10 protein-coding genes are annotated in these 12450 nt (G+C 42.8%); 8 read left to right on the top strand and 2 right to left on the bottom strand.

Translation table 11 applies throughout. The annotated features are described in order from the left end of the window. Window positions 1-50: 50 nt before the first annotated feature. Genes K5L93_RS01980 through K5L93_RS01970 form a run of 3 tightly spaced genes read left to right on the top strand, consistent with a single transcriptional unit; the run spans window position 51 to window position 4696 of the window. The gene (locus K5L93_RS01980; RefSeq protein ID WP_220718250.1) at window positions 51-2102 is read left to right on the top strand and encodes a TonB-dependent receptor plug domain-containing protein; all 2052 of its coding nucleotides are present in this window, start codon (window positions 51-53) and stop codon (window positions 2100-2102) included. 3 nt (window positions 2103-2105) lie between these two features. Continuing rightward, a complete protein-coding gene (locus tag K5L93_RS01975; RefSeq protein WP_220718249.1) occupies window positions 2106-2642 on the top strand; it encodes a YfiR family protein in 537 nt (178 codons plus the stop codon). A 2-nt stretch (window positions 2643-2644) separates the two neighbouring features. After that, on the top strand, window positions 2645-4696 hold the full coding sequence (locus K5L93_RS01970; RefSeq protein ID WP_220718248.1) for a putative bifunctional diguanylate cyclase/phosphodiesterase: 2052 nt from the start codon (window positions 2645-2647) through the stop codon (window positions 4694-4696). A 38-nt stretch (window positions 4697-4734) separates the two neighbouring features. Here the strand turns inward: K5L93_RS01970 and K5L93_RS01965 are convergent, their stop codons facing one another. Then, entirely contained in the window at window positions 4735-6036 is a 1302-nt protein-coding gene (locus tag K5L93_RS01965) for an inosine/guanosine kinase (RefSeq protein ID WP_220718247.1), read from the bottom strand. A 153-nt stretch (window positions 6037-6189) separates the two neighbouring features. Continuing rightward, a complete protein-coding gene (locus K5L93_RS01960) occupies window positions 6190-6867 on the bottom strand; it encodes a tRNA (adenine(22)-N(1))-methyltransferase (RefSeq protein WP_220718246.1) in 678 nt (225 codons plus the stop codon). A gap of 311 nt (window positions 6868-7178) precedes the next feature. On the opposite strand from K5L93_RS01960, the gene K5L93_RS01955 reads away from it, so the two are divergent. The 5 genes from K5L93_RS01955 to K5L93_RS01935 all read left to right on the top strand — a co-directional run bounded on the left by K5L93_RS01955 (window position 7179) and on the right by K5L93_RS01935 (window position 12362). Next, window positions 7179-8255, top strand: a complete 1077-nt coding sequence (locus K5L93_RS01955; RefSeq protein ID WP_220718245.1) for a porin — start codon at window positions 7179-7181, stop codon at window positions 8253-8255. 159 nt (window positions 8256-8414) lie between these two features. Then, window positions 8415-9626: an IS256 family transposase gene (locus K5L93_RS01950; protein ID WP_220718244.1), complete on the top strand. Its 1212-nt coding sequence runs from the start codon at window positions 8415-8417 to the stop codon at window positions 9624-9626. A gap of 113 nt (window positions 9627-9739) precedes the next feature. Beyond that, the gene (locus K5L93_RS01945) at window positions 9740-10012 is read left to right on the top strand and encodes a hypothetical protein (RefSeq protein WP_220718243.1); all 273 of its coding nucleotides are present in this window, start codon (window positions 9740-9742) and stop codon (window positions 10010-10012) included. A 361-nt stretch (window positions 10013-10373) separates the two neighbouring features. Further along, window positions 10374-10625 (top strand): DUF4212 domain-containing protein, encoded by a 252-nt coding sequence (locus K5L93_RS01940; RefSeq protein WP_040306877.1) that lies wholly within the window; start codon window positions 10374-10376, stop codon window positions 10623-10625. Next, the gene (locus tag K5L93_RS01935; protein WP_220718242.1) at window positions 10626-12362 is read left to right on the top strand and encodes a sodium:solute symporter family protein; all 1737 of its coding nucleotides are present in this window, start codon (window positions 10626-10628) and stop codon (window positions 12360-12362) included. Window positions 12363-12450: the final 88 nt, after the last annotated feature.

The following is a 12450-nucleotide window of genomic DNA, read 5'->3' as shown; positions in this document are numbered from 1 at the left end:
TTTTTGTTTTAGTTAACAAAGATAGATTTATAACCCAAGGAGTGGAGTAGTTGAAGTATTCAGCTGGTGTATCGTGGTTGCTATGCATGACTAGTTTTAGCGTTGCATCGGCTGAGCCCATGCCCAATTTAGATTTAGAATCTTTGATGGCTACAGATGTGCAAGCGACATCTGCGATGAAACGTGCTCAATCAGCGTTTAGCACTGCGGCGTCATTATATGTGTTGGGTAAAGAAGATATTCACGCTTCGGGTGCAATCTCTGTGGCCGAAGCTTTAAAGCTAGTGCCTGGCTTAGAAGTAAGGCAGCTTGACAATAATCAGTGGGCGATTACCGCACGAGGTGTAGCCGGTCGTTATACTAGTAAACTATTAGTAATGGTGGATGGGCAAAGTGTTTATAACCCATCTTTTGCTGGTGTATATTGGGAAACCTTAGATGTACCTCTCTATGACATTGAGCGGATTGAAGTTATACGAGGTCAAGGTGGTTTGTTGTGGGGCAGCAATGCTACCAATGGGGTGATCAATATTATCACCAAAAATAGTTTAGATACGCGCGAAACCTTGCTGAAAGTAAGCAGTGGTGACCAATTGAATTACGATATTGGTTTACGCCATGGTGGGAATATCGGCTCCAACGGTAGCTATCGCATCTTTGGCAGTGTGCGTGATTCTGACGCGGCCAAAACGGGCAAGTCGCTACCTGCAAATGATGACGCCAAACAACAAAGCATAGGCGCTCGTTTTGATTTCGCACCCAATGATGATTTATCCATTCTAACTCAGTTTAGTTATACCCATACTGATATGGGGCAGAACCTTAAAGCTCTATCACTAGCGACTAACCAAAATACCTTATATGCCGATCGTTTTGAGCGTGATGATGGGCGGATTATGGCCAGGGCAGAGCACCGCTTATCTGGTTCTTCTAACCAAATGTTGCAAGCTTCTTGGGCTATTCAAGATGGTAAGCAGTTATATTTGGATGAACGATTTCAATCAGTGGATGTTGATTATCAAATGAATAGCTTGTGGGGAGCTACGCAACTTGATTGGGGGTTAAACTATCGCAATAGCTACTTACCTTTTGAAGAAAACTACATTATTCGTAGTGACGCAGATATCGACCGTTTAGAGCAATACGGCGCTTTTTTACAGCTGCAATTTGCGCTTATTCCCGAGCAGTTAAATGTAAGTTTTGGTAACAAGTCTGAACACAACAGTTTTACCGGTTGGGAGCATCAGCCGGTTGCACGTATAACTTGGCAGCCCAATAATGAGCATGTACTTTGGAGTGCCATATCGCAAGGCGTGCGGATCCCATCGTTGGCAGAGTTTGATTATGACACAGGCATTAATGGCACACGTGTTGGCGAGTATTTTCAAACCGGCATCGACGCCATTGATAACTACCACGTGCACACTGTGTTGAATGGCAATCAACAAGTTGAGCCAGAAAAGTCTCTTTCTTACGAGCTGGGTTACCGTTTTAGCAAACAAGATTGGTCATTTGATTTGGCCTTATTTCATACACAATCTAAAGATGTATTTGCCGTGCAGCCAAACCCAGATAGCGCTAATCTCGACCAAATTGCTGCTTTGTTAGCGCAGGGGAAAATCGTTGAGGCGCAACAAGCTTTGCAAAATACTGTGCTTGAATTTGACGTTGCTTCAAACGCTGATTTAAATGTGAAAGGTGGTGAAGCGCTAGTTGCTTGGCGGCCCAGTGTGAATTTTCGCGCTGAATTAGGATACAGCCAAATGTCTTATCGCTACCGTTTAAAAGAAAATACTCAACCAGCCATTGGTTATGACTCTGATAGCAAACAGTTTTTTGCCAAGACTGGCTGGCATCCTTTTAAAAAGCATTCCTTTTTTGCATTGTTCCGCTCAATTAACAGCGATGCTTATTCAGTAGATGATTATGATGCGCTAGATTTAAGTTGGGCTTGGCAGCTTATGCCCCATAGTTCGCTGTCATTGACGGGCAAAAATTTGCTGGCAGGAAGCCACTTAGAATATGACAACACTTCTGAAACCTTTACGGTTCCAAACTATATTGAGCAAAGCGTCGTGCTGCGATTAATGGCGGAGTTTTAGTCGATGCTAGCGATAAAGCGCTTTGTGACGTCGCTGATAATGCTAGCCTTGGCGGTAGCTGCTGGTGAGACTGGTGCTGCAGATAAAGAGGCGGCGCTAAAAGCCGGCTTTATGTTCAACTTTGCGCGTTATAGTGAATGGCAGGGTTTAGCCAAGCCATTGGGTTATTTTAAGTTGTGTAGTCCAGACATTGAGTTTGTTGACACTGCGAGTTGGGTACTCCATAAGCAGCGCATTCATGAGTTAGAAATACGGGTAAGCCTGGTGGAGTTGGATTCGTTATCGATAAATCAATGTAACTTACTGTTTGTCCCTACCGCTTATAGAAAAAACTGGCTCACTGTAGATAGAACCTTATTATCTCACACCATGCTGGTAGGGGAGGCCCCAGATTTTATTCATCAAGGAGGGCATATTCGCTTCTTCTTATTAGCTGGAAAAATCCGTTTCGAAGTTGCCCCCGAAGAACTTAAAAAGGCCGATATAACCATGAGCTCAAAGGTATTGAGATTGAGTCGCGTTGTTAAGGAGGAGCAGTAGAGATGTCTTTTCTCAGCATAAATACCATGAGTAAAAAACTGCTAGTCATTTTGATGAGTATAGCGATTTTTTCTGCTGCCATGGTAACGGTGGTGTTAAGTGCCTACGAATTTGTAAGTGCCAAGCGAGAGCAGACTCAAAGCTTGCAAAATATAGCCGATACCTTGTCGCCCAACATTACAGCCGCTTTGTTGTTTGATGACAAAGAAGCCATGCAGGAGATGATTTCTTCATTGTTGTTACGTGAAAGCGTAATTAGAGCAGCTATTACTGATACCGAGCAGCAAAATTTGGCAGTGGTAGAAAGCGATAGCTACCAAGAAGAGTTAGCAAAAGAAGCCGATGACCTGATAGAGGTAAGCAGTTTACTTATCCTTGATGAGCAAGTTTATGGTGCGCTTACAGTGCTGGCAAATGACAGTTACATAGACCAACGAATTGGATTTTATGGTCAGTTTTTAGCCGTGCTGTTGGTGATTACGTTTGGCTTAAGTTTGTCTTTTTCGTTGTTTTTAAAACGTGGTTTTTTGCGCCCTTTATTGCATTTATCAGATGTTGCCGAGCGCGTAACGGCATCCAATGATTATAGTTTGCGCGCTCAGCAATCTAGCGACGATGAGGTAGCCAACCTTACCGAGTGCTTTAATGGCATGTTAGAGACGATTGAACTGCGTGAGCGTATGTTAGAGCAGCAAGTAAGGCTGCGAACCCAAGAGCTAGAGGAAGCTAATCAGCAACTATTGCAATATGCCTATACCGACGGTCTCACAGGTTTGCCTAACCGTCATTTTTTCTATGAAAAACTACAAACTTTAGTTAAAGAGAAAATTGAATTTGCACTGATCTTTATTGATTTAGACGGCTTTAAAGAGATTAACGATACCTTGGGTCATGATTATGGTGACGTTTTATTAAGTCAAGCTGGACAGCGGATCTTACGTTGTGTGCGCGAGCAAGATACGGTTGCTCGTTTGGGAGGAGACGAATTCACTATTGTGATTGAAGGGGTAAGCGAGCAGGCAAGAGTAGCTAATATTGCTGAGACCTTATTACAAGGCTTAGCCAAGCGTTTCACCATAAAAACAGAAGCCGCTCATGTTAGTGGCAGTATTGGTATCGCTTTTTCTCCACTGGATGGTGATAGTGTAGAAGCGTTGGTAAAACACGCTGATCAGGCGATGTATGTATCAAAAAGTCGTGGTCGAAATTGTTATCAATTCTTTTCGTCAGATATGCAAGTAGAAGCGCAACAGAAGCGGCGTTTACTGGAAGAGTTACGCACCGCTTTAAAAGAGCAACAGTTCGAACTTTATTACCAACCGATTACTGCTTTAGAGTACCTTGATAATGACTGTAAGGTTAAAAAAGCCGAAGCCTTATTACGTTGGAATCATCCACAGCGGGGAGTTGTTGGACCTGATGAATTTATTCATGTGGCGGAAGAGGCCGGGCTGATTCGCGAGATTAGCCAATGGGTAATGCAGCAAACAGTTGCTACGGTTTCTCAATGGTATAAGCAAGGGCTTGATGATATTCAAATTAGTGTAAATACCTCTCCTTCCCAATTTAATGATGGCGGTAAGTGGATAGATGATTGGATACACGCCATAGCTTTGCATGAGGTTCCAGCTCACAGCATTATGATTGAGATTACCGAAAATGTGTTGATGGAGACTGATGATACGATCCAAGAACAGCTGGCTCGATTGCAGCAACGTGGCTTTGATGTTGCAATTGATGACTTTGGTGTAGGCTATTCTTCCTTGTCCTATCTACAGCAACTAGATATCGATTTACTAAAAATAGACCGCTCGTTTATTCAGCACCTAACCTTCGATGATGATAGTGTAGCGCTAGTCAAAGCCATAGTAACGATGGCTCATCATTTAGGGCTAAAAGTGGTTGCTGAAGGGGTGGAAACAGAGCAACAACGACAGCATGTGTTGAACGTAGCGTGCGACTACTTACAGGGCTACATATTTGCCAAGCCCGTTCCCAAAGATGAGTTTTATCAGCGTTATTTATTAGGTAATGCTTCTACTTCTACTTCTTAAGCATAGAGACTTATTGTTCAGCCTCTATGCTTTTTGTTCTAGCGCTCCCAATAAACTTCTTCTAAGCTCTCTTCGCGCTCCGGTAGCCCACGTGAAAGGCGAGGGCTATGTTGAGCTAACACCTCATAACTTACACGGTTTGCGTATTTACAAATTTGCGCAAATGATGAGTAACTTAAGGCATCAAAGCGGTGTTTACTGGATTGCTCAACATTGCGACGGTGAAATACGTTTGCAGCCATGTCGTGAAGCAGTGCTGATAAGGCGCCATCCCCAGCGCCATTGGTATTGGTTATTTTTTCCGGGCCACCCATAAATGGGGCAATATGTGAGTATACTTTGAGTGCTTGTTGGCAATCTACTCTTAACATGGGGCGGGAGAATTCATATTGGTTGAATTCTGGAATAGCACCTGGAAGTAGGGTATGACTGGTGGTTCGCTTAAAAGCTTCGTCGGTGTAACCAGCCATAAATAAGCCACGTGAGCCAGCAGTACACAAAATAAGATCGCACCAATCTAGGGCTTTTTCGCAAGCTAACAACACATCACTTTCACCGGTGAGCGCTTCTGCTTCTTCTTCATTCATAGCCAGCACCGTGACATGTTCGTTAATGAACTGTTGCCACCATTTGGGATCATCTTTGATTAAGAAACGGGTGCCTAAGGTTAGCACAACCGGTACTTTTGCTTGGTGGGCATACTCTATGGCTTGCATGGCTGCTTGAGTAATAGGATCTTCGCCCGCGCGCATAAGGTAGGCGGTGAGTGCCAGAGCTGCTCCGGTTTTTACAAGTTTTTCATCAATAAACTCAGGAGTGAGTTTATCCATGTGGCCTTTAGAGATAGCAAATGTGCGCTCTCCGCAATCGCTTATCAAAGTGAAACATCGACCTACTGGGCCGTTTACGGCTTGCAAGTGATTGAGGTCAACTCTTGAAGAGGTATTGCATAAATAGCGATAGGCATAATCACCAATAGTGATGTTCTGACTCATTACCCCAAACATCACTGATCGACCATCTGCTAAGGTAGAGTAGTTGTGAAGGGTATTGCCGATAGTGCCGCCAGCAAACTCTGCAGTTATTAGCTGGTTGTCTTGCAGTTCTTGGTAAAGGGTTTGAGCTGCTAGGTCATCGATCAACAGTGAGTTACCTTTTACTAGCTTATGACGATCGATAAATGCTTGGTCAACGTGAGCCTCAATATCTACCAAGGTCTGATCAATACCGGTAATGTGCGTGTGTTTAGGGCTAATAATTGGATTGAGTTCGTTGGTTAATGGGTCACGAGATTCAACCGGAAAATAGTGTTTGGATTTACGTTGGCCAGGAAATTTCATGCAATGGTCGCTTGTTCTATTTAAGGATTAATGTAGCAGTGAACGGTGAGCACTGCACAAAAGCGAGCGATTTTAGCATAGGCAATTCAAAATGTTGTTTTGTAGATCAATATTAGATTTAAATTTTTTATTTTTATTGAATAGCGTGTTGATTTAGCTGTTATCCAGCAAATTTTTCTCTTGCAATGTTTCATAAGCTCGTAAAGCTGGGTGAGTCATTTTTCCGTCCATACGGCGGTAATGTGCAATGGTTTTGTTTAAGTAGGCTTTATGTTCGGGCTTAGACAAATCCCACATTGCGTCACCAATTTGGCTGATTGGTGAATTGGCGGTGGTAGAAAGATGCAGTATTTCGTAGTAACGCTGGTTCTCTTCTATTAGCTGTTCATCAATTAAACCAAAGCGATTGCTTAGTAAAAATTGCCGAAGTTCATATTGATAATGTACTGGGCAAATAATGAGTTCAAAGTCCACAGTATGGTTGTGTACTAGTATCCCCTTTAGCAACTGAATACATAGCTCACCACCAACTCCAGCGATTATAACCAGTTGATTGTCATTTTCGCTGAGCTTTAATTGGGCTACGTCTTGGCAATGTACTTGCCACGGGGCAGTTAATGAAGATGAACTGTAGGGAAGGTAGCGCTGTAATTGTTGCTCTAGCTGCAGGCAAATTTGCGGCACACTATCAACAAAGTGCACGCAGTCTGCACTATTGCGTTTAACTAAATCGGCACCTAGCAAGCCGTGGTCGCAACAGCAGTCCCAAATATCTTGGTAGTGCTGGTTTATTTGTTGGCTAATAGCCGCTAAACGTTGACTAAGTTTCACAACCCCCCCTTAGTAAGATTATGAATAGTAATTAATTTTTATTTAGTGGCAAGAGTTGTTTCCATTAACTTTAGGGTTAAATGTGGAGATTTTCTGAGATTTACTCGTTTACACTGTTTGTTAACATTTTTTTTACTTTAATCGCTGACATCGTCGATAAGCACCTTGCTTATTATTTTTCTTTGCTAATTAGTTATTTGGCTATTTTGGAGTTTGTTACTACGCTGAATTTTGGGGGCGTTAACCGCTAGCACATTTTTGTTCCCCAAATGTGAATAGTTAATGAATAAACTCGGGTCAAGGAGTGAATAATGAATAAGTTAATTGCAGGGCTTGCACTTAGTGCAATGGCGAGTAGCGTTTCGGCAGCTACTATTTATGAAAACGGTAAAACTAACGTAAAGATAGGTGGTTACTTAGGTATAGAGGCTTTTTATCAAGCTGGTTACGGTGATGGAGCTACCAGTGACAGCTCGTTTGAGATGCAAAACAAAACTTCTCGGATCCGCTTTGCATTTGAACATGAAATGGTACAAAACTGGATTGCTGGTGCTCAGTTAGAGTGGGGGTTTAATCCCACAGAAGGTTCTAGTTCAGATGATCCATTATTTAGTAATCGTTTAGGTAACATCTATTTTAACAACGATAGCTTTGGCGAAATCCGCGTTGGTAAGCAATGGTCGGCCTATTACGATATTGCAGTATGGACCGACCAATTTTGGAAGTTTGGTGGTGACGCATCGGGCACTTATGATGGCCGTAACGGCAGTGACGAGTCAGGTATGGGGCGTGCCGATGAAGCCTTGGTTTACCGTAAATCTTTTGCTGGCTTTGGCTTAGCCGCCCAGTATCAATTAGAGAAGGATGATTCGGCGAGAGATTATGGTTATCAGCTAAGTGGTAAATATGATTTTGATTTTGGCCTGTCTATTGGTGCTGCTTATGCCGAAAGTGGTTATGATAATACTAAAGCTGGGTATGTAGGCACGCCAGATCAAGACAAAGCTTCTTCGTGGTTAGTGGGGGCAGTATATGAATCAGATATGTTCTACCTAGCCGGCACCTATGGTCAATACAAAAAATTAAGCAAAAAATTTAGCGTAGATAATAGTAACCCAAGTATTTCAGACAAGGCCAACGGTGTTGAAGTGATTGGCTTCTATAACATAGATGGGGGGCTTTACCATGTATATGCTGGATATAATGGCTTAAAAGATAAAACCGAAGGGAGTCAGGGAGAGCTTAGCTATGCAGTCGGTGGGGTTGGCTGGAAGCCTGGGCAAGTTCTTTTGGCCCTAGAGTATAAATTTGGTCTAGAAAACAAAGACGCACTAGGCACAGATAAAAAGCAAGATGAAATGTCGATACAAGCGCGTTATTACTTCTAGTTAAACTTAAATAGGCGCTACATTTAGTTAGGCCGAGGGAGCCTAACTAATGAAAGGCATTGCTGTTAATGAGCAATGCCTTTTATGCTGTTTAATGAGCCTGTCCTAAATTCTGTGTAACTGTCTAAACTTAAAGCCGTAATGGCTAAGGATAGGCACATGGATAAGAAAGCACTTGAAGCTTTTGCTATAGAAGCTGCAAAGGGAATCAAAACTCCCGATGATTTAACTGAATTCAGCCAGATGCTCAAAAAAATCACTGTTGAAGCGGCACTCAACGCTGAAATGGATGAGCATCTTGGTTATGAAAAACACAAACCTTCCAAGTCGAATAATACCCGCAATGGAAAGAGCACTAAGCGCGTAAAAACCGAAGACGGAGAGTTTGAGCTTGATACTCCTAGGGATCGCCTTGGCTCTTTTGACCCCAAGCTGGTCAAAAAACATCAAACACGATTTACCTCCATGGATGACAAGATCTTGTGGCTCTATGCGCAAGGTATGAGTACGCGTGACATCGTGAATGCTTTCGATGAGTGGTACGGGGCCGAGATATCACCCAGCCTAGTTTCGCGTGTCACAAATGCGGTGATGGAGGAAATTGTGGAGTGGCAATCTAGACCACTCGATGCCATTTATCCTATCGTCTATCTCGACTGCATCGTGGTCAAAATCCGCCAAGACAAACGCATTATCAATAAATCTATCTTCCTTGCTTTGGGCATTAACACCGACGGCCAGAAAGAGTTAATGGGCATGTGGATAGCCGAAAACGAGGGTGCTAAGTTTTGGCTGAGTGTTCTAACTGAACTCAATCAACGTGGTGTTGAAGATATACTTATCGCCTGTGTAGATGGCCTGAAGGGCTTCCCTGATGCGATCAATACCGTCTTCCCCCAAACACATATCCAGCTTTGCATAGTCCATATGGTGCGAAACTCATTGAAGTATGTATCCTGGAAAGACTACAAGGCGGTTACAGCCGACCTGAAGCGTGTGTATCGCTCAGCTACAGAAGATGAAGCTTTACTTGAGCTGGAGCGCTTTAGCGAAGTCTGGGATAGCCAGTATCCGCAAATCTCCAAATCTTGGCGCAATCACTGGCAGAACCTCAATACGCTCTTTAACTACCCTGAAGATATCCGTCGGGCCATTTACACCACCAATGCGATTGAGTCTCTCAACAGCGTAATACGCAAGGCACTAAAGAAGCGGAAACTCTTCCCAAACGATGAGGCCGCAACCAAGATGGTGTACTTAGCAATCAAAGACGCCAGCAAGAAATGGACAATGCCCATTCAAAACTGGCGCCAAGCTATGAGTCGGTTTATTATCGAGTTCGAGGAACGTCTAGAAAAACACATTAACTAGATGGCAGATACACAGAATCTGTTACAGCCTCTGTTTAATCTAAATTATGCACGTTCAAGGTGTAACTAGGCAGAGACCTGTTACAATCTGCTCTTTTTTGCACGAGACTTAAGATGAAGTGGGTAACCATATCTTTTTTGATAATAATTGCCTTAGTTAATTTTGGCCCTAGGGTTAACGCCATGTTCTATTCAAAACCTGATACCACGGTACTGTTTAACAGTGGTTGTTTTCTGCATGGTGAATTACGGGTTGACCCAGTGAGTCTTTCATACTTTATTGTGTTAGATGATGGACAAGAACTGTCTTTTTCTGATGATAGCTATGCGGAAATTTCATCTGATGACAATCCTGTTGATGTTTCTGAACTGGATTTTTGTGTGTAGTTAACATTATGTTAACTTGAGTTTGTCAAGCCTGGCCTTTCAGGCTTTTTGTACTTAGCTCTGTTTTCTTGAGTCCTCTTTAATTGTTCATTGCTTCCTTTTATTGCTTCTTTAAGTGTTGATTTCCTGCGTCTAGATCTCAATTTTTACTTGTATTCAGGGACTTTAGACTAAAGATTAATACCTAGTCTGTTAATCGTTTGTTAACTTTTTCTTCGATAGGCTTGAATTGAGTTTATATTTGCTGTTATTCCACTAGCCGCAGGTAAAAACTTAATGATTTGTTCGGTCGTTAACATGTTGTTTACATATTTATTGGCACAAAATTGCGAGGCTTATACAGCTTGCTTGGAGAAATATCATGGAAGAACAGACTACATATTGGCAAGAAAACTTGCGCCTAATATTTACCTGTCTCGTCATATGGTTTGTGGTTTCATTTGGTTTTGGCTTACTTCTCGTTGAGCCGCTAAATGAAATTCGCTTAGGCGGATATAAACTGGGCTTTTGGTTTGCACAACAGGGCTCTATTTATACCTTTGTGGCTTTGATTTTTTGGTATACCGCCAAAATGAATAAGCTCGACAAAAAATACCATGTTGAGGAGTCATAAATGGACGAGTTAAAACTCTATACTTATATCGCTGTATTTGGCTCCTTTGGCCTGTACTTCGCCATTGCTTGGTGGGCTAGAGCAGGCTCTACCAGTGACTTCTATGTTGCTGGTGGTGGTGTTACGCCTATCCAAAATGGTATGGCAATTGGTGCTGACTGGATGAGTGCAGCTTCGTTCATTTCTATGGCGGGTTTAATTGCCTTCCTAGGATATGGTGGTTCTGTTTTTCTAATGGGCTGGACTGGTGGCTATGTGCTGCTAGCAATGTTACTAGCCCCTTATATGCGTAAGCATGGTAAGTTTACGGTGCCTGAGTTTATCTCCGATAGATACTACTCGAAAGGTGCGCGTATTGTTGCAGTATTGTGTTTGATTATCGCATCGCTTACTTACATTATCGGCCAAATGAAAGGTGTTGGTGTTGCCTTCTCTCGCTTCTTAGAAGTTGAGTACGACATGGGCTTATACATTGGCATGTTTGTAGTTTGGGTTTACGCAGTATTAGGCGGCATGAAGGGGATTACTTACACCCAGATTGCACAATATTGTGTACTTATCTTCGCTTACACCATTCCTGCGGTGTTCATTTCACTTCAACTAACAGGTAACCCTATTCCACAATTAGGCTTAGGCAGTACTTTGGCAGATGGCAGTGGTGTTTATCTGTTAGATAAACTAGATATGGTAGTTACCGATCTTGGTTTTAAAGAGTACACCACCGACAACCTAGGCGGTACTTTAAACATGTTTGCTTACACCATGTCATTAATGATTGGTACTGCAGGCTTACCTCACGTAATTATGCGCTTCTTTACTGTTCCAACGGTTCAAGCGGCCCGCTCTTCTGCTGGTTATGCCTTAGTATTCATTGCTATTTTGTACACTGTAGCGCCAGCTGTAGGTGCCATGGCTCGTTTCAACTTAATGAACACTATTGTTCCAGAAGCCGGCGATAACTTGGTTTATGACGAACGTCCACAGTGGTTCAAAGATTGGGAAAACACTGGTCTGCTGAAGTTTGAAGACAAGAACGGTGATGGCAAAATCCAATATGTTGCCGATAAAGAAACCAATGAAATGGTGAAAGTAGACCGCGACATTATGGTACTTGCTAACCCAGCTATTGCTAATCTACCTAACTGGGTAATTGCATTAGTAGCTGCTGGTGGTTTGGCGGCTGCGCTCTCAACCGCTGCTGGTTTGTTGTTGGCTATTTCATCCTCGATATCTCACGACTTAATGAAAGGTGTGCTCACGCCTAACCTCTCAGATAAGAATGAGTTGCTGGCAGGGCGAATAGTGATGACACTTGCCATTTTGGTGTCTGGTTATCTCGGTTTAAATCCGCCTGGATTTGCCGCAGGTACCGTTGCACTCGCATTTGGTTTAGCCGCTTCGTCTATCTTCCCAGCGTTGATGATGGGTATCTTTGCTAAGAAAATGAGTGGTACAGCTGCGGTAGCTGGCATGTGCTCTGGTATTGGTGTAACAATGCTTTACGTATTCCAACATAAGGGCATTATGTTTATCCCTGGTACATCATTCTTAGGTGATATGGGACCAAACTGGTTCTTAGGTATTTCGCCAAATGCCTTTGGTGTAGTAGGTGCTTTGGTTAACTTTGGTGTTGCCTTCGCAGTATGTAAAGTAACCGGTCCTGCACCACAGCATATTCAAGATATGGTTGATAACTTCCGTGTACCACATGGTGCAGGCGCAGCTCACGATCATTAAGCTTGAATTGAACTAATCCCTAGTAAGCAAAAGGCTCCCTAGAGGGGGCCTTTTTTTGCGGTGGAACTTGGTAAAAACAATTAAATTT

The organism is Agarivorans litoreus, assembly GCF_019649015.1.
Taxonomy (GTDB): domain Bacteria; phylum Pseudomonadota; class Gammaproteobacteria; order Enterobacterales; family Celerinatantimonadaceae; genus Agarivorans; species Agarivorans litoreus.
This window is presented reverse-complemented; position numbering and strand designations above follow the sequence as displayed.